This window comes from Pedobacter jejuensis, assembly GCF_003725795.1.
Lineage (GTDB): Bacteria > Bacteroidota > Bacteroidia > Sphingobacteriales > Sphingobacteriaceae > Pedobacter > Pedobacter jejuensis.
In genome coordinates this window covers 115,592-138,004 of sequence record NZ_RBEE01000008.1, presented here as the reverse complement: position 1 = coordinate 138,004, position 22,413 = coordinate 115,592, and the positions used below count along the sequence as shown (strand labels likewise).

The window sequence follows — 22,413 nt, the reverse complement described above, 5'->3', positions numbered from 1 at the left end:
AATACTTACAATTAATATAATTTAAGTTCTAAAATTCATTGTATATGCAATATAATCTCTTTCGCAAATATCGGTGTAGCAAATTTTATTTTTTTATGACTTATTTTCTGCACAATTATGCCAAGGCTAAAACGTTAAATAATAGTTAAATATGCATTTAGAAGCCATAATAACAGCAATTACTAGAAACTATGCTTGCATATTAAACCATCAGCATTTTTGGTTCTCTAATTGATACACACATGTTAGGTTATTAAATATAAACACACAAATGAAAACACCGAAAACTACGGCACTTGTGCTGGGGCTTTTTGCGCTCCTTGCCGGAACCACAACCTTAGCCAGGGCACAAGGCTACGAAGAAAATTACCAGGATGATGGTTACAACACCGGTAATGTTTCTCTTCAAACATTTTACGATGAACTTTCGCCCTATGGTACCTGGATTCAGGATCCACAGTATGGTTATGTTTGGCGTCCTGATGTAGATCAGAATGAATTTCGCCCTTACTATACTAATGGTCGTTGGGCAATGACAGAATATGGCAATACTTGGGTTTCTAATTATGACTGGGGTTGGGCACCATTCCACTACGGCCGTTGGGTAATTAACAGCTACAGACAATGGATTTGGTTGCCAGATACAAACTGGGGACCAGCATGGGTAGATTGGAGAAGTGGAGACGGGCAATTCGGTTGGGCTCCGATGGCACCAAGTATAAATATCAATTTAAGTTTTGGTCGCCGTTATGTGGTTCCAGAATTTTGCTGGAATTTTATTCCGCAATCAAATATTTATATTAATGCTTTTCCAAGATATGATTATGGAAGAAACAATGTTTTCATCCGCAACACTACCATCATAAACAACACTTATGTTTACAATAGAAGAAGTTATTATGGTGGCCCAAGGATAGAAGATATTAGGAGAGCTACAAACCGTAATGTAACTGTTTACAGATATGCACAAAGTAACAGGCCAGGTGCAAGCAGGATAGATAATCGATCTGTTTCTATTTACAGACCAAGGCCAGAACGTGGTGCGGTTGATAATCGTAGTGCTGCTCCAAGAAAATTTGAACAAGGTAACGCCGGCTTTAATAGAAATGGTAGGGGTGATAACAGTTATAGTCGCGACCAAAGAGGAGGCAGTAACGATCAACGATTTGGTCAGCGGAATGATAATAATAGAATGGCTCAACCCAGTAGAGGTGATAATGGAAATGTAGATAATCGTAGGGAAAATGGAAATCAGCCAAATACCAGAGGAGATGTATTAAATCGCAATACTAACGGAAGATCTGAAAGAGGTAATCAAAACCTTGGTTCTACCGACCAAAGAAACAGACAAATTGGTGAGCGTACTCCAGAACAAGGTAATCGTGATCAGCAACGCATACAGCAGATGCAGCAAAGGACTCAACAAGATAGAATGAGCCAGGACCAACAACGTGTGCAACGCGATGTACAAGGTCAGCAGCAACGTACTCAACAATCAGATCAGCAACGTCAGCAAATGCAGCAACAACGTTCGGCACAAATGGAACAACAAAGAGCTCAACGCGATCAGCAAATGCAACAGCAACGCAATCAGCAGGTAGAACAACAACGTTCAGCTCAAATGGAACAACAAAGAGCTCAACGTTCTCAACAGGCAGATCAACAACGTCAGCAACAACAAGAGCGTTCGCAGCAAATGCAGCAACAGCGTAATGAGCAGGCTCAGCAACAAAGAGCTCAACAATCTCAACAGCGTGAACAAATGCAACAACAACGTCAGCAAAGAGCAGAACGCCCAGCTGAAGTTAGGCAGCAAGCACCTCCTCAACAACAAAGTCGTGGTGGAGAAAGAAGCGTTGAAGGCGGAAGACCAGGTAGAGGTGGAAGATAAAATGAATTAAAAATAAAAAGTCCCGACTAAAATCGGGACTTTTTATTTTAAGTATAAATGTTTTTCAGTAACGTTTTCTTACAATATTAAACTTGACCAGCAGCCTGATGTAAATTACTAAAGTCTTTCCCTCTAAAAGTAGTTTCAGCATCTGGGTGCAGGTTTTCAGGATCTAACAAAAAAGTGGTTAACCCTAATTCCAGCCCAAATTTTATCTCCGATTCTGCATCATCACCAATTACTAAAATTTCTTCTGTATTTAAACCGTATTTACTAATTAGCGCTTCAAAAGCATCTTTTTTGTTTTGGTTAGATGTTGTAACATCAACAACATAAACTTCTTCAAAATCATTTTCAATGCCAAGCATTTTAACTTTTGTCGTTTGCTTTTTTAAAAACCCTGCGGTTACAACAAATTTACGTCCTCTTAACGATTTTATGTAATGATAATCTTTACTCGGAGTTAAGGGTTTTGTTACTTCGCCAGTAATTAAATAATCTATCGCATTATCAATTGCCGCTTGTTTAAAACCATATTTTTCTGCAACTTTTTGGAAAGGCATTCTCAACATATCTTTCTTTGCCAAAAGATATAATTCCTCGGAAATCCCCAAGTCTTGCTGCTCTAAAACATTGTACAAACCACGCATAAGCTGCTCTTCATTAGGTTTGGTAAAGTAAATTGTATTATCTAAATCAATAAAAAAAATGCTTTTCATTATGGACTGGTTTTTGTATTGTTAAAAAAATAAAACAGCAAGAGCTTATTTATGTTTATTAATTAAAAAAAATAAAGTTATGACAAAGGAAACAAAAATTATAGTTGGTGTATTAGCCGGAGCGGCATTAGGAGCAACAATTGCATTAGCATTATCTTCAGATTCTACTGATGATTTAAAAGGAAAAGTATCTGATTGGTTAAGCGATATTTTAGATTCATCTAAAGATAAGCTAGCAGGACTTGCTGATAAAGCATCTGGAGTAGCAGACAAGGTAAAAGATAAAATAGCTGATATAAAAGCTTAAAAATAATTGGAGATGCCGGATAATTCCGGCATTTTTATTCAATTATAATTTCTAACCATTTAAAAATGAAAATCTCTTTTCATGGTGCTGCCCGAACAGTTACAGGAAGCAAGCACCTTATAACGCTCAATAACGAAACTCAAATTTTATTAGATTGTGGCCTTTTTCAAGGCATGGGCAGCGTTACTAATAAGCTAAATAGCTATTTCGGTTTCGATGCCAAGAAGGTTACCTACCTAATCTTATCTCATGCACATATAGATCATTGTGGATTACTGCCTAGATTAGTGGGAGAAGGCTTCGAAAGAAAAATTTTCTGTACCTCAGCAACAATGGATTTGGCTCGTATTTTAATGATGGATTCTGCAAAAATTCAAATGCAGGATGCCGAATTTTCAAACCGTCATTTAAAGCCAGGACAAGAAAGAGAAGAACCTTTATATACTGATGAAGATGTTGTAAAGACAGTTGGTAACATGAAAATTGTGGAGTATGAGGAAGATTTTGAAATTGAACCTGGTATAAATTTAAAATTTACAGATGCCGGGCATATTTTAGGTAGTGCGGCAGTGCATTTAACAATTACAGAAAACAACAAACCTACTCACATCACTTTTAGTGGAGATGTTGGTCGTTATGGTGATTTACTACTTAAAAGTCCACAACAATTCGACCAGGCAGATTATATTTTATTGGAATCTACTTATGGCGATTCGCTGCATAAAGATTTAGATCCGATTGAAGATATGCTGCTCCAAATAATCGAAAACACCTGTAATGTTAAAAAAGGCAAAGTAATTATTCCGGCATTTAGTGTTGGGCGAACGCAGGAACTTTTATATGCGCTTAACGGGTTAGAGTTAAAAGGTAAGTTACCAGATGTTCTTTATTACGTTGATAGTCCGCTATCATCTAAGGCTACCGAAATTTTAAGAAACCATCCTGAAGTGTATAATAACGGAGTCAAGGAAACACTTAAAATAGATCACGATATTTTCGGTTTCAAAGGATTAAGGTTTGTAGAAACGGTTGAAGAATCAAAAGCCTTAAATAACGATCCTCGCCCTTGCGTAATTATTTCAGCGTCTGGAATGGCAGAAGCCGGCAGGGTAAAGCATCACATTCGTAATAACATCAGTAATTATAAAAATACCATCTTAATGGTTGGCTATTGCGAGCCCACCTCGCTGGGTGGAAGATTAATTGCCGGACAAAAAGTTGTTGATATATTCCATGATGATTATGAAGTAAAAGCTGAAGTACGCTCTATAAAATCAATGAGCGCTCATGGCGATTATGATGATTTATTACAGTTCTTATCTGGTCAAGACCCACAAAAAGTTAAACAACTATTTTTGGTTCATGGTGAATATGAAGTGCAACAGAAATTTGCTGAACGCTTAAAAAATCACGGATTTAAAAATGTAGCAATTCCAGAATATCATCAAGAATTTACCCTAACCTAAGCCGTCTCCGAAGGAGAAGGAGGTTAGTATGTTAACTATGGTCTTTGATCTTTGATCTTTAATCTTTTAGCTTTATTCTTTGGTCTTTATTCTTTTAGCTTTAGTCTTTAATCTTTCATCGCTATCTTTGGAACCATGGATGTTTTTGGCAAAGCTTTAACAGATTTCTATAAAACCGGCGAAGCTGAGGTACTTTGGTTAAATAATTCTTACGGTGAACCAGAAGAAATGCCTGTTGATTTTTTCTTTCGTGACGATGAAGATATGCCTGTTATGGAACTTCAGGCATTGCAAATGTGTGAAGGAAAAGTTTTAGACATTGGCGCCGGTGTTGGAAGTCATGCTTTAGTTTTACAGGCTTTTAACGTGGATGTTACTGCAATTGATGTTTCAAAAGCTGCGGTTAATATTATGAAAGATAGAGGTGTTAAAAAAGCCTTTTTACAAGATGTTTTCACTTTAGATGCTAAATTCGATACCATTATAATGCTGATGAACGGCATCGGTTTAACTGGAACATTATCGGGGTTTAAGGATTTTTTAATCAAGCTTAAAAACTTAATCAATCCTGGCGGACAAGTACTTTTCGATACTTCCGACATCTCTTATTTGTATGATGATTTGGAAAAACCTGCAGATAAATATTTTGGTGAGGTTTCTTATCAATATGAATACAAAGGCGAAAAAGGCGAATCGTTTAATTGGTTATATGTTGATATAGAAACTGTAAATAAAATTGCTTCAGAAACCGGATGGAAAAGTGAAGTCATTTTTGATGATGATGAAGACCAATATTTGGTGAGATTAACGTGAAATGCATTTTGACTCACGAAGTTCTAATAGTTAAATTTTAGAACTTCGTAAGTCTCATATGTCTTTAAAACCTAAAAAAGGTGTCTTTTCCACCAACTTTTCCACCAAAGTTTTGAATGTTGTACGTAAAGGTCAACATCGAATATCTACCTAAATTATTATAACGAGCATCGCGGATTGAGTTTTCGGTAATCGATACATATCTTCTTGTATTGGTATTCAAAATATCATTAACAGAAAACTTTAGTTGAGCCCTATCGTTCTTCATGAATAGATATGTTAAACCGGCATTCCAGATTTGAATTTTATTATTAAAACCGGCAACCGTTTATGTGTTATAATTTATGCGATAGGTCGTTTCCCACACCAATTTTTTAGGTAAACGAACTATCAACTCGCTTTCGCTTAAATGGGTAAAATAGTTTATGCTGGTAAAATAGCTATCGTCATACCTGCTGCTATTTATGCCTAAATTATAGCTGGTAGAAATCTCTAATTTATCATTCAAGTTTAGTTTACCGCTCACCCGCGGATTAAAACTTAAAATTTTGGCATAGCTGCGTATATCGTTTACAAGAACTAGATTTCTGGTAAAGTTTGTATAAAAACCTGTACCAATAGTAACCTGTCTTTTGTCCTGCTTAATATCTTTACTAAAATTTAAGCCAGCATTTAATCTTATTATTCCATCAACATTTATTGGTGTAGAAGTTTGTAACCCATTTGGAGCAATAGTTCTTGCCATAATCACAGCATCATTATCAATATTTGCGCTTCCATAGGCATTGTAATTGAGTGTATGTTTAACATCGTATTTGTATAAGTTTAAATAAATTTGATGGGTTTTTGTAGGCACCAAATTTGGGTTTCCATTTTGAACATATAATGGATTTGTATTGTTTGCAACTGGTTGGATGTAACTTACATCAGGCTCACGAAAGCTCGGAGTATAATTTATGCTAAGGTCTTTGTAGCGAATTACAGCAGATGGTGCAAAGAAATTAAAGTTTTGATTAAAAGAAGGGAAACTAGAGAAACTGTTTTCTAAATTAATGGTATTAAAAACTAAACCGGGTTGAATGGTAAAAAATTTGGTAAGTGCCCATCTTAGTGATGCACGGTTGTTGGTTTTATAACCTTGTTGGTTTACCGTTTGCGAAAGCGTTGGCACTGCAATATCATACGCTTGGTTGTTTGGGTCTTTATAAAATGTCACTAAAGCATTCTCGTTATCCAGGTAATTTCCAGTTGTTGATAGCGTTAAACTTAGCTTTTTGGTTAGCGTTTTAGTAAAATTTACGCTTAAATAAACTCCCTGATTCCTGATATTGTTATCTCTTAATTGATCCAACACTTGTGTAGAGTTGGGGTTATAGAAATTGCTAATCGTATTGTTAAAATAATCAATCAGATTATCTTTTCTTGTTAAATCTAATGTTGCATTTAAGCTTCCTTTGCTTTTTCTTAAATCTTTCCAGTAATTTGTTGAAATCTGATAATCAATATTATCGCCCACATTTCTCGATTCGTTAAAGCCATTATTTAAGAGATTGTTATTAATATTTCTTGTCTCTGTTAACAGCAAACCACTGTTTCTGGTATTGGTAATGGATACTGACGGCGAAATAATCAATTGGGTTAAGCTATCCAATTTAAACTCGCCACGTCCGCTAATGTTGTGGTTGTAATTTTTGTTTCTTTGGTTTTGATTGGTTGATGACAATAAATCTCCAGTTCCCAAACTTTGTCTACTATCTGTTAAGGTAATAATCTCTTGGTCATTTGCTCCAAAGAAATACTTAAGGTTAAGTTTTGCTCCTTTTTTGGTTAAAGTATTAAAGTTTGCACCAGCACCGGCAGATTGCTGAATACCGCTTGCAGCACCACCGAATGAAATGCCATTGAGTGCATAACCACCATCACTGTTTACCATCATTGAGTTAACTCCAGTACGTTGCATCCCGCCAATTCTCATCACATCACTTACCGAAAACCCTGGTTTATTTACATTATTGCCGTAACCTAAAATACTTACCTGGGTAGTATCTCTAAAAAAATTAATGATTCCCCCGGTTTCATAGCGGCTGTTTGGTAAGCCAAAGCCACCATATATTTTTCCAAAAGCACCTTGTTTAATAGCTCTTTTAAGCTTTAAATTAATTACCTGAGGTGTATTTACAGCAAGCAAATCAGGATCGGCTCGTTTTGCATCTTTATCATCCATTACCTGTACTTTATCTATAATATTAGCAGGCAAGTTTTTGGTAGCAATTTGTTGGTCGCCACCAAAAAATTCTTTTCCATCAACCAATATTTTACTTACTGCTTTACCATTAACTTGAATAGAACCATCTGCAGCTATAGCAACTCCGGGCAGTTTTTTCAGTAAATCTTCTACTACAGCAGATGGCAATGTTTTAAACGATTCGGCATTAAACTCAATGGTATCTTTCCGAACGATAACTGGCGGTCTTTCTGCAATGATGTTTACTTCATTTAAATCGTTAGCTTTTGTTGAAAGATAAATTGTGCCTAAGTTTGCTGTTGGTTTATCAGCTGTTAATTCGATTTCTTTGCGATACGTTCCATATTGCCAGGCAGTTATAACCAATCTATACTTTGTTCCGGTTAGCAAATTATTGATTTTAAAAACTCCTTTATCATCAGATAATTTGTAGGTTGTTAGTACACTATCGCCAACTTTATAAACGGAAACCGTTGAATAATTTAACGTGGTTTTATGGTTTGCACTATCTGCAAGGACGCCACTAATGCTACCGTTTTTTTGCGCAAAGATTACTGTTGAGATAAGAAGCAAGGATAAAATAGAGAAAAGTTTCTTCATAAAATGTTGGTTTGTTGGCAAGTTTAACGAGTATTTTTTTATCAATACCTATAATGTGATGAACCGGGTTTTAAATGTGATGAGCGCTATTTAATTCTATATTTTCAATAAACGACAGTCTAAATATCAAGATGTTGCATCAAAACCAAAAATTAACTAAACTTTTAGGTAAATATAGTTTTGGGATGATATAATTGCAACCGGCAACAAGAAAATTACATAAATAAAAAACCCCCATCATTTTTGTGATGGAGGAATAGTCGTCAAATTTAGATTTAAAAGTTGCTTTAATAGATGTGTTGATGGAGGTCTTCTTTATGATAAAAGCTTACTTTAAATCGTTATAATTCACAATTTTTACGTCTTTATTTTTGGCTAAAATTTCTTCCATCCATGTTCTGTGCCCTGCGCCAACACCAACAACCACTCTTTTAGCATTTTTTGTCTTTGCTTGCTCGATAATGTTTTTGCACATGCCTTCGTTTCTTAAAGTCCACTGAGCTACCATATCTTTAACATTATCGGTTGGAAAACCTGCGTATCCATAAAATTTTCGTCCACCGTAAAAATTCCAGGCTTCTATTAATGCGCCGTATTTTTCGGTATTCATGCCTGCATATTGGTCGGCATTAAATTGTTTAGCTTCTTCAGGATTAAAGCTCCAATATTTATCAATGGCGCTCATAGTTTTGCCCTCAGGCGATAGAGAATCGGCTTTTGCTTTTGTTGCCATAATTTTAAAAAGCGAATCAGTTTTCGCCCAGGCAACGCTCCAGGGTTTATCATACGTTTGGCAATCCATATTGTAAATTTGATTTTGACCAAGTTGATATATTAGCGGAAAATATATTTTGTTGTATTCGCTTCCTGGTCTGTTAATGCCTAATTTTTTCAAAGAATCGGTGCTTCCAAACATTTTATTGTACTCTGCCAATTCTTCTTTGCCGAATTTTGGTTTCATGACGTTTTCTAACACAAACATTTGATAATCGAAATTTCCTCTATCCCAAATTTTGGCGTATTCTAGTGCCAAATTCATTCTGGTTTTGTGGTAAAATGCAAATGATGCTAATGCCTTTTGATTCCTTTTTATTAGGGATGGAATATTCTTTGGCGTTTCTGGGTTTAAGCGATTAACGTAATTTACTTTTTTTTGGAATGCCTCTTTAGCCCAATTATCGTCTTCTAGTTTAGCATAATCTTCGGCTGGTAAATATTCGCCAAAAACCATATCAGGTTTAAAGTTTTTCAACTTATCTATAACAGCCTGAAAGTTTTGATTGGATTTAGAATTATCGTGACTTGATGCAACAATCACAATTTCAATTTGAGCATTCGACTTTACAGCTAAAGAGATAAAGAATAAAAATGCTAGGCTAAGTTTTTGTATGGTTTTCATAATGAATCTTGTTTTTGATTTGTTGATTCAAAGATGATTATACAAAGGCTGGTGTTAAATTCAATTATCCCAAAGGCTTAGAATATTATCCCAATTAACAGCGATAGATTTGAATCGTTGATAACTCTAAATCCCATGTTTATACCTAGATTCAAAGCTTTCGTCCTAAAAACTAGGACTATTCCATCAGCTTTTTATTAAAAGATATTATCAGTTTAAATAAGTCGTTATACTCGGTTAAAGGCAATGTTTCAGCTTTATCAAATACATCATGGTAGGCGGAAATTCCTCCTTGAGTATAGAAAAAGAATGCCGGAACACCTTTTTCGGTAAAAAAATAATGGTCGCTGTTCGCTGCCTTACCTCTCGAATTAATTTTAGTAATTAACTTCTGCTCAGCATTAATTTGATTTAAAATTGAAAACGCTTTAGGATAAACACTAGCATTAACGACCGTCATTCCACTTTCGCCTGTACCAACCAAATCAAGATTTATCAAAAACTTAATTGTACTTAATGGCAATAATGGGTTTTCAGTAAAATATTTCGAACCGAGCAAGCCTGCTTCTTCGCCTGCAAAACAAATAAAACCAACCGAATAAGGCTTTGGATTTACCGCATAATATTTTGCTAAACTTAGAAGCGTTGCTACGCCTGCTGCATTGTCATTTGCGCCAGGGAAATAGGTGTCATTTCCCATTCCGCCTAAATGATCGTAGTGAGCGGTTATCAACAATACCGAATCGGGATATTTTGTGCCTTTTACAAAACCGCAAACGTTGGAAGCCTTGAAATCAGGAATGAATTTATTTTCTATATCAACATTAATCGTTTTTGGAATTTCTGCAAATGCTTTCTTATTGATTTGAATAATGGTTTTATCAGCAACTTCTGTAGCTACCGACCAGGTAAGCTTGTCTTTTAACACAATCTGAAGATTTAAACCAGCCTGGTAATTAACTGAATCTATCTTATCAACAGTAGCTTGTTTTTTCAGAGAAGGGCTTTCATTGTTGATGATAAAATCTTTCCCGGGTATTAGTTTTTTTCCATTAATTATAACCAGCATTTTCCCGGGAAACGTATTTACAGGATAATTGAAAGATTGCTTATAATCTCCTTGAAATGGTAGAAGGCCAATTTTTTTATATTCAGCAGATAGGAAGTCGGCCGCTTTTGTCATTCCATCCTTAGTATAACCTCTTCCCCAAAATGTTTTGGATGTTAGTTGCTTAATCGTTTGCCTTACATAAACAGAGTCTTGTGCGAAACCGTTTAATGAAGATAATAGAAAAAGCAGTAAGATAAACCTTTTAACCAATGAGCTTTGCATGCAGCAAATTAAGCATTGTATCTGAATTTGACATTATCTTCAATTTCAGTGAGCAAAAATTTCGAATTTGTTGATAAATCTACATCGATTTAAAAAGCGTTTGCTGCGGCTTTCTTCTTCTTTTTACTTCTGCCAATCCATATTAATACACCCGTAATTGGCATACTTGCGGCAATTAAACTTGCAAAAAAGGCGATAACTTTTCCTGTTAAACCAGCAATAGAACCAACATGTATGTCGTAATTCATCCTATAAATTTTATCGGCTACCGTGGTGTTTTTTAATTTTCCATAAGCATGGTTAACTTCAATCTCCTTTAATGTATGCTGATCGAAATATCGGTAATCCGATTTCCAATAAGTTTCTGGGTCGGGGTTTTTAGCAATTTCTATCGAAGCTTTTTCATTTTCAGGAACATGGACATCCAAACTACCTTTAAATTCAGGGTCGGCTTTTAAGTAACCCAACCAAATTTTATCTGCAGCTGATGTATTGATGGCAAGTTTTGCATTTCTGGTTGTATCAGAATAGGTTTCTTTAAATTCTATTAGCGATTTACCGCCAGAGCTTACAAAATAGACTGATTTAGCAAACCATTGAAAGCCCATAACCATTCCGGTTAATGCGATAAATATTATTACCCAGGTAATGTAAAAGCCTAGAACATTGTGAAAATCATAGTTCACTCTTCTCCATTTAGCGTTCCACTTTACCGTAAATCGTTGTTTAGAAGCCGCTTTATTTTTTGGCCACCACAATATCAAGCCGGATATAAGTAGTAATACAAAAATTAAAGTAGCACTAGTTAAAATTGGCTGCCCAATTGCTGGGGGCAGCCATAAATAATAATGTCCCATTATCACAATCCTGAAAAAATCATCATTCATGTTTTTAACTTTTACCACTTCGCCAGTGTATTGATTTACAAATACGATATAGTAATATTCAGGATCGAAATTATAGTAAACTACCTGAGCAGTTTTGCCTGGTTGGTAATTAATGCTGTGGGCTTTTTTGTTGGGTAAAGCTTTATCAGCAATTTGCTTTAGCAGTGTTGGAGGCAGTAAAGCTTTGTTTTGCACTGCTAAATTTCTATAAGGTTGAGAAACGTTTTCAATTTCTCTTTCAAAAGCCAAAATACAGCCTGTAATTCCTAAAAAGCACACAAATAGCCCGGAAATTAATCCGAGCCATAAGTGTATTCTTCCTACCCAATATTTAAAGGTTTTGTTTTTTTTCTTTTCAGACATGTAAGCTGATTAAAATTTGTATGCAATACTTACTCTGTAATTTCGAGGTGCTTCTGCCTGGTAGTAATAGGCATTTAACCATTGATAGTATGAACCGCTGAATAAGTATTTATCTAGAATATTGAAAGCATTTCCAGTAATTCTAAACTTAGAACGTTCATAAAATAACCCACCATCTAGTTTAAAATAATTTGGTAATTTCTGTAATCCAACGCTCCAAGTATCTGTTGCACGGTCGGCTAGATATGTAAATCCGGCAGAAATACCCGAACCTTTAAGCATGCCTTTTTGCAAAGTATAGGTTAACCAGGCATTAGATACATGTTTGGCAAAACCAGGTACAACATCGCCAACATTAATGCCTGTAACACCTGGTGTAACTTCGGTAACTTTAGAGTCTGTATAAGCATAATTTGCGATTAAAGTTAATCCATCAGTTATTTTTCCTCTTAAATCAAACTCAATTCCTTGCGATCTTTTTTCGCCCAAAACAACATTAAAATTTTGCCCTGGCGTATTTGTTGGATCGGCTGTTAGTTCATTTTGTTTAAGAATTCTGTATGCCGATAGTGTTGTATTCCATTTTCCATCAAACCAATCTTTTTTAATTCCAATTTCATTATTTGTACCAGTAATTGGCTCAACTTTACCGCCATCTCTAACCAGGCCGCTTTGAGGTGTGAAGGCTTCATCACGCACAGCATAAATTGCCGTGTTTTTATCTATAGAAACACTTAAGCCTACGCGAGGTGTAACTTTTTTGGCTTTATCTGCTGCTGCTCCAAAAGCCGATTGGCTTACATAAGTATATCTTCCTGCTAATGTTAAACGTACTTTATTGTTGAAAAAACCCAATTCATCTTGAGCATAAGCACTTAAATATTTCGAATCCATTAATCCGCCTGCATTAATTGCTCTTTGCTCCAATGAAGTAATTCGATCGAAGTTTGGATAACCATTTGATGGAAAACCATAGTTGGGATTATTTAAATCGAATGGAGAAGTTGGTAAATCTAAATTATGAGATTGACCCCAATCTGCCATATAGTTTTTATTACCTCCGTCAAAGCCTGCTAAAATTCGATGGTTTATGCCACCAGTTTTAACCTGTCCGTTAATAAACAATTGTGCAAGTTTCATACTGCTGGCTGCATCCCAAATACCAACATTTCTAATCACGGTTCCGTTTGTATTTACTGCCGATGGCCATGAACTCATACCAACTTGATCGTAATTAAAATAGGCTGCTTGTGCGGTCATTTTCCAGTTATCATCAAAGCTGTGTTGTAAATTTAAAAACAAGCTTTGGTCGTTAATTCTTGTTGCTGGCAAACCTGGCTGTGTCATTGTTAATTCTCTTGGATAGGTTGCATAACCATTGGGCGAGAAGATATAATATGAACCAACCTCGGTCATTTTTGCATTTTGAAAAGTATATTCAGCCGTAATTTTAGTTTTATCTGTTATTTGATAGCTTAGAACCGGTGCTATGCTGTAGCGGTCATTTTGCTCATAAGGACGAAACGAACCCTTGTTTTGAACCGCTCCATTTAACCTGAAAAGCAATTTGCCATCACTTGTTAATTTATGGTCGAAATCTATTGTTGTCCTGTATAAATCATAACTGCCCAAGGTAAAGGATACTTCTCCACGGTTAAAGCCTGTAGGTTTTTTTGTAACCACGTTGTATAAACCACTCGGGTCGCCGTTACCTAACATAAAACCTGCCGGACCTTTAACAAATTCTATATGGTCAACAAAACTCATGTCCTCGGTTAATGGTCCCCAAAAAGATGAAACCACATTAAAACCGTTTCGCATTGCTTGAATTTGCGATCCACGCATCGTTATATTCGTGTACATGTCTCCCCAGTGCTCAACCCTTACCGCTCCACTCACATTCCTGATTAAGCCATCACTCATGCTAATAATCTGTTGATCTTTTATAACCTGATCACTTACGGTTTGAATATTTTGAGGAGCTTCTAAAAGTGGCTCATTTAGCCTTAAAGATGCTGATGGAAGACTTATTTTATACCTGTTATTTTTTCCGGCTACGGTAACTTCTTCTAAAGCCTGGTCATTTTCTGATAAAACAAAGTCAATTGTTTTATTCTCACCAGCCAAGAGCGTAACCGATTTTTCGGAAGCATTTATGCCCACTGCTGATGCTTTAATAGTGTATGTTCCGGGTTTAATGCGATGGATGGTAAATTTTCCATTGTCATCGGTAGTTGTTCCATTGCCATTTCCTTTCAAACCTACTGAGATGTAAGCGGCAGGTTTGCCATTTGATGTTGTTATTGTTCCCTTTATGGTTGCAAGTTGTTGTGCAAATGTTGTTAAACAAAAAAGGGAGAGTAGAAACGTAAAGCTAATAGGTACGATTTTATGCATCTTAAATTTATTTGGATTAATTCTAAACTGCTGCAAAATAACGGCGCAAAAATTTATAATCCAAATTATTTTGAATAATTCTAAATAAGGTGTGTAAAAAATACAATATGTCCAATTCAAGAAATATGAATAATCAAATCTTTTGAATGAAAAATGAAAAAAAAAGGATTATCCCAATTAAAGGACAATCCTAACTATTGCAATTTTTGGATTAAGGGTTTTATTTGATGGTTAATACGTGTAAACCAATTGGTCTTTCAGTATCATTAGCAGGATTAACTAACCCACCGCAAATCACATCGTAATGATATCCGGCTACGAATACGGCGTCGGTTATCGTTGTTTTTACCGAACCCGTTGTGGTATCTTTCGCATCCAATGAATAGGTTCCTGCATCAACAGCAATAAATCCGCTAGCAGCTTTAAAAGCTTTGTTTGTTGCGTAAGATGTTGTTGTTGAGGTTTTAAACAGGTCAAGCGCTGGTGCATCTGGCGATAAATTGATGAAACGGATGTAAGCTTTATCTGTTGCTGGCATACTTAAATCATCGCCAATTAATAAACCATCCAATTGGCCAGGCTTGTTAATCAAATAATAAGAATATCTAGTGTTTTGATTTAAGGCAACATCTTTCGTCAACAAACTTTCTGTGTTGCTGCCAGATGTAAACTTTAAGCTATACGTTCCTGCAGTTTTTGAAGTATAGGCCAAAGCACCCGCAAAAGGTAATGAAGCTGAGTTTATTGCGCTACCATTTAAATATACATTATAGGTTGCCAAGCCTGGAGATGAATTTACCACCCGTAAATAGGAAATAGTTGTATCTATAGCATCAGTTTTACCACATGAGCTGATGATGGCCACCATAAGCAATATCGCTAATGAATAAAAATTTGATTTTCGAAAAAAGGAGTTTGTAGATTTTTGCATAACTAAGTTGGGATTTGATTTATTATTGATTGCAATTAAAACGACTGCAGGAAAGCATTCGCTACAGCTCTACAAATATTGTGTTTAAAGGACTTTGGAGGATGTTAAATGTTGTTAAGCGGATGTTAAAGTTTTAAGGGTTTTTTTAACAATAATTAGTTGATGTGAATTTGTACACATACTAGATCCTAAGAACTGCAATAAATAGGGATTTTAAAACGTAAATTATTTGAGTGTTTTTACTTCACAGATTTGTATTAATTTTTAAAAAAATTAAAAAACATTGTGTAACTCGATTTTTATTTAAACCTTTGCACCTCAATAGAGTTAAAGTCGTTTTAATACGCAACGGATGATAAAACAATTTTTACATAAACTTTCTGCATTTACAGCAATACACATTGCTGCGAAGAGTTTGTTTATTAATCGTTTTCAGCCTGTTTTCTATTATCCCTTAAGTCGGCAAAATTTTACGCCGCGTATTTAGTACATCTTACTAATACTTATGAGGAATTGATCCTCTCTAAAAACCCAATTAACAAGAATACCTTAATTTTTCGTTAGAAAACGAATGGATATTAATGAATTTATAGTACAAGTAGCCATTGCTGAGCATCATGTCTTTGCAGAGCAGATTGTTACTGAAATGGCAGAATCTGCAAAAGCTCGTGGAACTGGTATTGCAAAACGTTCGCCAGAATATGTTGCCAATAAAATGAAGGAAGGTAAAGCTGTTATCGCCTTTCATAAAGATGGCTCCTGGGCTGGCTTTTGCTATATCGAAACCTGGAGCCATGGTCAATTTGTGGCTAATTCTGGTTTGATTGTTTCTCCTGAATATAGAAAAGCGGGTTTGGCCCATGCTATTAAAGAGCATGTTTTCGAACTCTCTAGAAAATTATATCCGAAGGCGAAAATTTTTGGTTTAACCACTGGTTTGGCGGTAATGAAAATCAACTCTGATTTAGGTTACGAACCGGTTACTTATTCTGAGTTAACGCAGGATGAAGAGTTTTGGAAAGGATGCCAAAGCTGTGTAAATTTCGAAATTTTGAAAATGAAGGAGCGTAAAAATTGCATGTGTACCGCTATGCTTTACGACCCAGCCACTCAAAAACACGATGCAGCCAAAAAATTTGCAGAAGAGTTACAACGGAAACCCAAGTTATACGAGCGCTTTATGCGCATTAAGCAACGTTTGGTTGTAAAACCTAAGCCAAAAACGGGCTTAAAATCCCTTTTATTTTTACTTACCCTTTTATTTCATAAATGATGAAGAAAGTTGTTTTAGCATTTAGCGGAGGTCTTGACACCTCATTTTGTTGCATCCATTTAGCAAAAGACCGCAATTTGGAAGTTCATTCTGTAATTGTAAATACGGGTGGTTTTTCTGAAGAAGAATTACAAGAAATTGAAAAACGTGCTTATGCTTTGGGTGTAGCCTCTCACGCTGTAGTTGATGAAACTGAAAGTTATTATAAAGAATGTATTAAATATTTAATTTTTGGTAACGTATTAAAAAATGCTACTTATCCGCTTTCTGTTAGTGCAGAGCGTGTAAGTCAGGCTACGGCAATTGCAAACTACGTTAAAAAAGTTGGTGCTGATTACGTTGCTCACGGAAGTACAGGTGCGGGTAACGACCAGGTTCGCTTCGATATGATTTTTAACATCCTAATTCCAGAAGTTGAAATCATTACTCCGATTAGAGATTTAAAATTATCCCGCGAAGCGGAAATAGAATATTTAGCGAAACATGGTGTAGAATATAGTGCGGAGAAAGCAAGATATTCAATCAACAAAGGCCTATGGGGAACCTCGGTAGGTGGAAAAGAAACTTTAACATCGAACGAAACATTACCAGAAAGCGCTTGGCCAACTCAGGTTTCGGAAACGGAATCTCGTAAAATTGAACTGACTTTTGAAAAAGGCGAATTGGTAGCCATTGATGGTGAAACTTTGGAGCCTGTTAGAGCAATTCAGAAATTACAAGCCATTGCGCAACCTTTTGGCATAGGTAGAGATATTCATGTTGGAGATACGATTATCGGTATTAAAGGTCGAGTGGGTTTTGAGGCTGCGGCACCGGTTTTAATTATAAAAGCACACCATACTTTAGAAAAACATACTTTAACCAAGTGGCAGTTAAGCTGGAAAGAACAATTGTCTTCTTTCTATGGCAACTGGCTACACGAAGGTCAATTCCACGACCCAATTATGCGGAATATTGAAGCTTTTCTAACCGATACCCAGAAAATGGTTAGCGGTAAAGTTTTCATCGAATTATTGCCTTACCGTTTCCAAATTATCGGTATTGAATCTAATCATGATTTGATGAGCAATAAATTTGGCAGCTACGGCGAAATGAATAACGCCTGGAGCGGAGAAGATGTAAAAGGTTTCTCTAAAATATTTGGCAACCAGGTAATGATTTGGCATAAAGTTAACGGAGAAGAAGCAAAAAGCTAAAAGACTAAAGGGGAAAGCTTTCCTTCCACGTTGTCATCCTGAGCTTGTCGAAGGACCATCAATAAAATATGATAGAAATCCTTTCAAAAGAAAATTGTTTAAGCCATTACAAATGGGGTGATAGTTGTGATGGATGGAATTTTGTAAGTAAACCTGAGGCTGCAATTAAACAAGAATTAATGCCTGCTCAAACTGCTGAGAAATTACATTATCATACTTATGCAGAGCAGTTTTTTTATATTTTGAAAGGACAGGCAAAATTTTTAATTGAAGGCGAAAGCGTTTTAGTCAACGCAAATACTGGACTGAAGATTAAGGCAGGCGACAAACATAAAATCTCGAATGAAACAAATCAAGATTTAGAATTTATACTTTTCTCTTATCCATCAACACAAAATGATAGAACAGACTGTGAATAGTAAAAAAATAAAAGCAGGTATAATTGGCGGTGCCGGATACACAGGTGGCGAAATGCTCCGTATTTTGGTTAACCATCCAAATGTTGAAATTGCTTTCGTTAATAGTACCAGTAACGCAGGAAATTTAATTTCTGATGTGCATACTGATTTAATTGGCGATACAGATTTGCGCTTTACAGATAGTGTAAATTTTGATGGGCTTTTTGAAGCCTCACCTTCTGGGGGAGGTTTGGAGGGGGCTGTACTTTTTTTATGCGTTGGCCATGGCAATGCAAAGAAATTTTTAGCAGCAAATTCAATAAATGAAAACATCAAAATCATCGATTTATCTCAGGATTTTAGGTTAAAGGCCAACTCCCTCCCTTCTGGGGAGGGTCGGGGTGGGGCTTTTATTTATGGTTTGCCTGAGCTAAATCATGATGCAATAGAATCAGCAAAAAACATTGCTAACCCAGGATGCTTCGCAACTTGTATTCAGTTAGGTTTATTGCCTTTAGCTGCAAAAGGTTTGATAAAAAGCGAAGTTCATATTAATGCAACAACTGGTTCAACCGGCGCCGGACAAAGCTTATCAAAAACATCTCATTTTAGCTGGAGAAATAATAATCTTTCCATTTACAAAGCTTTTGAGCATCAACATTTGAATGAAATCGGAGAAAGTTTATTGCAATTGCAGCCATTGCCGATAGATGCTTTGAGTTTCATCCCACAACGTGGTGCTTTTACTCGAGGTATTTTAGCAGCAACATATTTAGAAAGTGATTTAACTTTAGAGGAGGCTCAAAGCATTTACGAGGACTATTACAGTACGCATCCTTTTACGCATGTGAGCCGGAATAACATTGATTTAAAGCAGGTTGTTAATACGAACAAAGCGCTGGTTCATTTAGAAAAACATGGTAACAATTTATTCATCATCAGCATTATCGATAACCTGCTCAAAGGCGCCAGCGGACAAGCGGTTCAAAATATGAACTTAATGTTTGGATTGGAAGAAACGGCAGGGTTGAAGTTGAAAGCGGCTTATTTTTAGTTGTACGTTATAAGTTTTAAGTAATAAGTGTATGCAAAATTTCAAAGAATTAAAAGTGTGGGAAAAAGCGCATCAAATTACACTTAGTATTTATAGAGTTAGTGCAAATTTTCCCAAAGAAGAGGTGTATAGTTTGACAAATCAACTCCGGAGGGCTGCTTCATCAATCCCAGCTAATATCGCAGAAGGATGTGGTAAAAATACCCAAGCAGATTTAGCTAATTTTTTAAATATATCTTTAGGTTCGGCTAATGAAACAGAATATTTTTTGATTTTATCTAAAGATTTAGATTATTTAACCCAAGAACAGTTTTCAATTTTATCAAACAGTATTAATGAAGTTAAGGCAATGCTTATCAGCTTGATTGGAAGAGTGAGAAGTAAATCTGCTTCCAAACCTACAACTTAAAACGTACTACTTATAACTTAAAATACAATGCAACTATTCGACGTTTACCCACTTAACGATATAGAAATAACTAGAGCATCTGGCAGCAATGTTTGGGATGCTAACGAACAAAAATATTTAGATTTATATGGCGGTCATGCTGTGATTTCAATTGGTCACACCAACCCGCATTATGTAAGTCGCTTAACCGACCAGTTAAGCAAAGTTGGCTTTTACTCCAATTCAGTTAAAATTCCTTTGCAGGTTCAGCTTGCAGAGAAATTGGGTCAGGTTTCTGGTAAAAAAGATTTCCAGCTGTTTTTAGTAAACTCTGGTGCTGAGGCGAACGAAAACGCCCTTAAATTGGCATCTTTCTATAATGGCAGAAAGAAAGTCATCGCTTTTACGGGTGCTTTCCACGGACGTACTTCTTTAGCGGTTGCCGTTACCGATAATCCAAAAATTGTTGCACCAGTTAACCAAACTGAAAATGTAATTTTCTTGCCTTTTAACAATGAAGTTGCTTTGGAAGAAACTTTCAAAGCACAGGGAAATGATATTTCAGCCGTAATTATTGAAGGTATTCAGGGCGTTGGTGGAATTAAAGAAGCCTCAAAAAGTTTCTTACAAAAAATTCGCTCGCTTTGCGATGAATACAATGCAGTTTACATTGCCGATTCAGTTCAATGTGGTTATGGCAGAACTGGTTTGTTTTATGCCCACGATTATGCTGGTGTAGAAGCTGATGTTTACACCATGGCGAAGGGAATGGGAAATGGATTTCCCGTATCCGGAATTTCTATTGCACCAAAATTTAAACCATGGCATGGTGAATTGGGTACTACTTTCGGTGGCAACCATTTAGCTTGTGCAGCCGCTTTGGCCGTTTTAGAGGTAATGGAAAGAGATAGCCTGATGAAAAATGCAGAAGAAGTTGGGGATTATTTAATCACAGAACTGAAAAAATTTGAGCAGGTAAGAGAAGTTCGTGGTCGCGGATTAATGATTGGAATTGAATTACCAGAGGAATTAGCACATGTAAAAAAGGAATTGTTATTTAAACATTTCATTTTCACAGGCGAGGCTAAACCAAATGTAATTCGTTTATTGCCAGCCTTGAATTTAACTAGAGCACATGCTGATGAATTTTTGGCAGCTTTTGGAAAGTTAGTAAAGTAGCTTAAAGCTTAAAGCTGAAAGGAGGTTGCAGTTAGCAATTATGATGGTAAAGAACTAAATTAGAGGAATCCCTATTTTCAATTGCAAAGACTTTGTCTGTTGCTAAACACTAAGTTTAAACGAAAATGAGAGATTATCAAAAATTAGAAGTTTGGAAGAAAGCTCACTTGATGGTGCTATTTGTTTATTCAGATATCCTTCCATTGTTCCCATCATCAGAAAAGTATGATTTGCATAGCCAAGTTAAAAGGGCTGCATATTCGGTCCCTTTAAATATTGTCGAAGGAGCTGGAAGAAATTCTGCAATGGATTTTGCTAAGTTCTTAGACATGGCATTAGGCTCTTGTCACGAAATTGAATATGCTTGTTTACTCGCAAAAGATTTGAGATACTTGAATGAAGAAAAGTATAAAGAGGTAAATAATAAAACAAACGAGGTTAAAGCAATGCTGATTGGCTTGCTGAAACGTTTAAGAAATAATTGACTAAGGTCTGGGTCTGTTTTTTGCATTGGCAGGAAGCTTTCAGCCTTTAACTTTAGTCTTTAAGCTTTAAAAAATGAAACTTTTCACTTCCGTACATGATGTTCCAAGCATCAAACAATTTGTAAAAGATGCGCTTGAATTAAAGGCGAATCCCTATGCATATCAAGAATTGGGTAAAAACAAAACTTTAGGGTTGGTTTTTATGAATCCAAGTTTGCGTACCCGTTTAAGCACTCAAAAAGCAGCGCTCAATTTGGGTATGAATGTGATGGTGATGAATCTGGATAAAGAAGGTTGGGCTTTAGAAACGCAGGATGGCGTGGTCATGAATGGTTCAACAGTTGAGCATATTCGTGAAGCTGCCGCGGTGATGGGGCAGTATTGTGATATTTTAGGATTACGTTCTTTTCCCAAATTGAACAACCGTGAGGAAGATTACAGCGAAGATTTCTTTAATAAATTTGTAAAATATTGTGCTGTTCCTGTCGTAAGTTTAGAAAGTGCTACTCGCCACCCGCTGCAAAGTTTCGCTGATATTACTACGATAGTGGAAACTTGGACGAATAAACCTGTTGATTCAAAACCAAAGGTAGTTTTAGCTTGGGCGCCACATGTTAAAGCTTTACCACAGGCGGTTCCAAATTCTTTTGCCGAATGGATGTGCAAAGCCCAAGAAGAAGGATTGATTGATTTTAAAATTGCTCATCCTGCAGGCTATGAACTAGCAGAACAATTTACAACTGGAGCTACTATTGAACATAATTTAGATGAAGCTTTAGCTGGTGCTGATTACGTTTATGTGAAGAATTGGAGTAGCTATAAAGATTATGGTAAGGTGTTAAATTATCCAGATGGCTGGATGATGAATAATGAAAAATTAAAACTGACTAATGATGCTAAAGTGATGCATTGCTTGCCAGTTCGCCGTGATTTGGAATTATCTTCCGAAATTTTAGATGGACCGAATTCTTTAGTTATTCATGAAGCGGGAAACCGATTGTGGGCTGCGCAAGCGGTGATTAAGGCAATGCTGGAGAAAATGTAAATCTGTGGTGAGTTACCAGTTGTGAGTTGCCGGGCTGGATGCTT

General features: G+C 36.1%; 18 protein-coding genes and 1 pseudogene. 12 read left to right on the top strand and 7 right to left on the bottom strand.

Annotated features, from left to right (window positions below; translation table 11 throughout):
* Positions 1-271: 271 nt before the first annotated feature.
* The gene (locus tag D7004_RS05585; RefSeq protein WP_123204886.1) at positions 272-1,891 is read left to right on the top strand and encodes a DUF6600 domain-containing protein; all 1,620 of its coding nucleotides are present in this window, start codon (positions 272-274) and stop codon (positions 1,889-1,891) included.
* A gap of 86 nt (positions 1,892-1,977) precedes the next feature.
* Here the strand turns inward: D7004_RS05585 and D7004_RS05580 are convergent, their stop codons facing one another.
* Entirely contained in the window at positions 1,978-2,610 is a 633-nt protein-coding gene (locus D7004_RS05580) for an HAD family hydrolase (protein WP_123204885.1), read from the bottom strand.
* Positions 2,611-2,689: 79 nt separating this feature from the next.
* Here D7004_RS05580 and D7004_RS05575 point away from each other — a divergent pair, with 79 nt between their 5' ends.
* The 3 genes from D7004_RS05575 to D7004_RS05565 all read left to right on the top strand — a co-directional run bounded on the left by D7004_RS05575 (position 2,690) and on the right by D7004_RS05565 (position 5,196).
* A complete protein-coding gene (locus D7004_RS05575) occupies positions 2,690-2,917 on the top strand; it encodes a YtxH domain-containing protein (protein WP_123204884.1) in 228 nt (75 codons plus the stop codon).
* 65 nt (positions 2,918-2,982) lie between these two features.
* Positions 2,983-4,383, top strand: coding sequence for an MBL fold metallo-hydrolase RNA specificity domain-containing protein (locus tag D7004_RS05570; protein ID WP_123204883.1), 1,401 nt, complete (start codon positions 2,983-2,985; stop codon positions 4,381-4,383).
* A gap of 135 nt (positions 4,384-4,518) precedes the next feature.
* Positions 4,519-5,196, top strand: coding sequence for a class I SAM-dependent methyltransferase (locus D7004_RS05565; protein WP_123204882.1), 678 nt, complete (start codon positions 4,519-4,521; stop codon positions 5,194-5,196).
* Positions 5,197-5,260: 64 nt separating this feature from the next.
* On the opposite strand, the pseudogene D7004_RS20960 reads toward D7004_RS05565, so the two are convergent.
* From D7004_RS20960 to D7004_RS05530, 6 genes and pseudogenes are all read right to left on the bottom strand, one after another.
* A pseudogene (locus tag D7004_RS20960) lies at positions 5,261-7,156 on the bottom strand (outer membrane beta-barrel protein).
* Positions 7,157-8,369: 1,213 nt separating this feature from the next.
* Positions 8,370-9,440 carry a DUF5694 domain-containing protein gene (locus tag D7004_RS05550; RefSeq protein ID WP_123204879.1) on the bottom strand — a complete coding sequence of 357 codons (1,071 nt, stop codon included), beginning with the start codon at positions 9,438-9,440 and terminating at the stop codon, positions 8,370-8,372.
* 178 nt (positions 9,441-9,618) lie between these two features.
* A complete protein-coding gene (locus D7004_RS05545) occupies positions 9,619-10,773 on the bottom strand; it encodes a M28 family metallopeptidase (RefSeq protein ID WP_123204878.1) in 1,155 nt (384 codons plus the stop codon).
* Positions 10,774-10,862: 89 nt separating this feature from the next.
* Positions 10,863-12,023 carry a PepSY-associated TM helix domain-containing protein gene (locus D7004_RS05540; protein ID WP_123204877.1) on the bottom strand — a complete coding sequence of 387 codons (1,161 nt, stop codon included), beginning with the start codon at positions 12,021-12,023 and terminating at the stop codon, positions 10,863-10,865.
* A gap of 9 nt (positions 12,024-12,032) precedes the next feature.
* Complete coding sequence (locus tag D7004_RS05535; RefSeq protein WP_123204915.1) at positions 12,033-14,420, bottom strand: TonB-dependent receptor; 2,388 nt, start codon at positions 14,418-14,420, stop codon at positions 12,033-12,035.
* A gap of 220 nt (positions 14,421-14,640) precedes the next feature.
* Complete coding sequence (locus D7004_RS05530) at positions 14,641-15,351, bottom strand: DUF4397 domain-containing protein (RefSeq protein WP_123204876.1); 711 nt, start codon at positions 15,349-15,351, stop codon at positions 14,641-14,643.
* A 571-nt stretch (positions 15,352-15,922) separates the two neighbouring features.
* Here D7004_RS05530 and D7004_RS05525 point away from each other — a divergent pair.
* The 8 genes from D7004_RS05525 (at position 15,923) to D7004_RS05490 (ending at position 22,369) form a co-directional block, all read left to right on the top strand.
* Positions 15,923-16,624 (top strand): GNAT family N-acetyltransferase, encoded by a 702-nt coding sequence (locus D7004_RS05525; RefSeq protein ID WP_123204875.1) that lies wholly within the window; start codon positions 15,923-15,925, stop codon positions 16,622-16,624.
* Positions 16,621-17,820 (top strand): argininosuccinate synthase, encoded by a 1,200-nt coding sequence (gene argG / locus D7004_RS05520; RefSeq protein WP_208646795.1) that lies wholly within the window; start codon positions 16,621-16,623, stop codon positions 17,818-17,820. Before D7004_RS05525 ends, argG begins: the two co-directional genes overlap by 4 nt.
* Positions 17,821-17,888: 68 nt before the next feature.
* Complete coding sequence (locus tag D7004_RS05515) at positions 17,889-18,239, top strand: cupin domain-containing protein (RefSeq protein WP_123204873.1); 351 nt, start codon at positions 17,889-17,891, stop codon at positions 18,237-18,239.
* Positions 18,217-19,272 carry an N-acetyl-gamma-glutamyl-phosphate reductase gene (gene argC, locus D7004_RS05510; protein WP_123204872.1) on the top strand — a complete coding sequence of 352 codons (1,056 nt, stop codon included), beginning with the start codon at positions 18,217-18,219 and terminating at the stop codon, positions 19,270-19,272. Before D7004_RS05515 ends, argC begins: the two co-directional genes overlap by 23 nt.
* 31 nt (positions 19,273-19,303) lie before the next feature.
* On the top strand, positions 19,304-19,681 hold the full coding sequence (locus D7004_RS05505; protein ID WP_123204871.1) for a four helix bundle protein: 378 nt from the start codon (positions 19,304-19,306) through the stop codon (positions 19,679-19,681).
* Between the two features lie 27 nt (positions 19,682-19,708).
* Positions 19,709-20,839: an aspartate aminotransferase family protein gene (locus D7004_RS05500; RefSeq protein ID WP_123204870.1), complete on the top strand. Its 1,131-nt coding sequence runs from the start codon at positions 19,709-19,711 to the stop codon at positions 20,837-20,839.
* 125 nt (positions 20,840-20,964) lie between these two features.
* Positions 20,965-21,324, top strand: coding sequence for a four helix bundle protein (locus D7004_RS05495; RefSeq protein ID WP_123204869.1), 360 nt, complete (start codon positions 20,965-20,967; stop codon positions 21,322-21,324).
* Between the two features lie 73 nt (positions 21,325-21,397).
* Entirely contained in the window at positions 21,398-22,369 is a 972-nt protein-coding gene (locus D7004_RS05490) for a Rossmann-fold NAD(P)-binding domain-containing protein (protein WP_123204868.1), read from the top strand.
* Positions 22,370-22,413 lie beyond the last annotated feature (44 nt).

What these genes read in the sequence shown, in the direction of transcription:
- D7004_RS05535 (WP_123204915.1), bottom strand. Translation starts at nt 14,420, where the DNA reads ATGCATAAAATCGTACCTATTAGCTTTACGTTTCTACTCTCCCTTTTT.
- argG (WP_208646795.1), top strand. Translation starts at nt 16,621, where the DNA reads ATGATGAAGAAAGTTGTTTTAGCATTTAGCGGAGGTCTTGACACCTCA.
- D7004_RS05495 (WP_123204869.1), top strand. Translation starts at nt 20,965, where the DNA reads ATGAGAGATTATCAAAAATTAGAAGTTTGGAAGAAAGCTCACTTGATG.
- D7004_RS05580 (WP_123204885.1), bottom strand. Translation starts at nt 2,610, where the DNA reads ATGAAAAGCATTTTTTTTATTGATTTAGATAATACAATTTACTTTACC.
- D7004_RS05515 (WP_123204873.1), top strand. Translation starts at nt 17,889, where the DNA reads ATGATAGAAATCCTTTCAAAAGAAAATTGTTTAAGCCATTACAAATGG.
- D7004_RS05500 (WP_123204870.1), top strand. Translation starts at nt 19,709, where the DNA reads ATGCAACTATTCGACGTTTACCCACTTAACGATATAGAAATAACTAGA.
- D7004_RS05505 (WP_123204871.1), top strand. Translation starts at nt 19,304, where the DNA reads ATGCAAAATTTCAAAGAATTAAAAGTGTGGGAAAAAGCGCATCAAATT.
- D7004_RS05565 (WP_123204882.1), top strand. Translation starts at nt 4,519, where the DNA reads ATGGATGTTTTTGGCAAAGCTTTAACAGATTTCTATAAAACCGGCGAA.
- D7004_RS05585 (WP_123204886.1), top strand. Translation starts at nt 272, where the DNA reads ATGAAAACACCGAAAACTACGGCACTTGTGCTGGGGCTTTTTGCGCTC.
- D7004_RS05575 (WP_123204884.1), top strand. Translation starts at nt 2,690, where the DNA reads ATGACAAAGGAAACAAAAATTATAGTTGGTGTATTAGCCGGAGCGGCA.
- D7004_RS05540 (WP_123204877.1), bottom strand. Translation starts at nt 12,023, where the DNA reads ATGTCTGAAAAGAAAAAAAACAAAACCTTTAAATATTGGGTAGGAAGA.
- D7004_RS05525 (WP_123204875.1), top strand. Translation starts at nt 15,923, where the DNA reads ATGGATATTAATGAATTTATAGTACAAGTAGCCATTGCTGAGCATCAT.
- D7004_RS05550 (WP_123204879.1), bottom strand. Translation starts at nt 9,440, where the DNA reads ATGAAAACCATACAAAAACTTAGCCTAGCATTTTTATTCTTTATCTCT.
- D7004_RS05545 (WP_123204878.1), bottom strand. Translation starts at nt 10,773, where the DNA reads ATGCAAAGCTCATTGGTTAAAAGGTTTATCTTACTGCTTTTTCTATTA.
- D7004_RS05490 (WP_123204868.1), top strand. Translation starts at nt 21,398, where the DNA reads ATGAAACTTTTCACTTCCGTACATGATGTTCCAAGCATCAAACAATTT.
- D7004_RS05570 (WP_123204883.1), top strand. Translation starts at nt 2,983, where the DNA reads ATGAAAATCTCTTTTCATGGTGCTGCCCGAACAGTTACAGGAAGCAAG.
- argC (WP_123204872.1), top strand. Translation starts at nt 18,217, where the DNA reads ATGATAGAACAGACTGTGAATAGTAAAAAAATAAAAGCAGGTATAATT.
- D7004_RS05530 (WP_123204876.1), bottom strand. Translation starts at nt 15,351, where the DNA reads ATGCAAAAATCTACAAACTCCTTTTTTCGAAAATCAAATTTTTATTCA.